Consider the following 725-nt stretch of genomic DNA (forward strand, 5'->3'; position numbering starts at 1 on the left):
GCGTTTCGGTTTATGAGTCAGGCTCGGCATGTGGGGAAGTTGGTGTTGCGTGTTCCGCGGGGGTTGGATCCTGCGGGGACGGTTGTGGTGTCGGGTGGGACTGGGACGTTGGGTGCGTTGGTTGCGCGGCATGTGGTGTCGGTGCATGGGGTTGGTGGGGTGGTGTTGGTTTCGCGTCGGGGTCTGGAGGCTCCGGGGGCGGTGGAGTTGCGTGCGGAGTTGGAGGGTTTGGGGGCGCGGGTTGAGGTGGTGGCGTGTGATATTGCGGAGGCGGAGGGTGTGGAGCGGGCGCTTGCGGCTGTGCCGGTGGATCGTCCGTTGACGGGTGTGATTCATGCTGCGGGTGTGACGGATGATGGTTTGGTTGAGGATTTGACGGCGGAGCGGGTGCGGGGGGTGTTGCGGTCGAAGGTGGATGGTGCGTGGCAGTTGCATGTGGCGACGCGGGAGTTGCCTGGTGTGGCGGTTTTCGCGATGTATTCTTCGGCGGCTGGTCTTCTGGGTGGGCCGGGGCAGGCGAATTATGCGGCGGCGAATACTTTCCTGGATGCGCTGGCGGAGCATCGTCGTGCGGAGGGTTTGCCGGCGGTGTCGATTGCGTGGGGTTTGTGGGAGGACGACAGTGCGCTGACCGGGCGGATGGCCGCGGCCGACCGTGCCCGGCTGACCCGCCGCGGGTTCGAGCCCATGCCCGCCACCCAGGCCCTCCAACTCCTCGACCAGGC

1 protein-coding gene is annotated in these 725 nt (G+C 66.3%); it reads left to right on the plus strand.

What is annotated here, in order from left to right; genetic code table 11:
- Positions 1-12: 12 nt before the first annotated feature.
- The coding region (locus LG396_RS38835; protein WP_225798318.1) for a beta-ketoacyl reductase at positions 13-725 on the plus strand (713 nt) is incomplete at its 3' end.

Source organism: Streptomyces aculeolatus (assembly GCF_020400605.1).
GTDB classification, from domain to species: Bacteria; Actinomycetota; Actinomycetes; order Streptomycetales; family Streptomycetaceae; genus Streptomyces; species Streptomyces aculeolatus.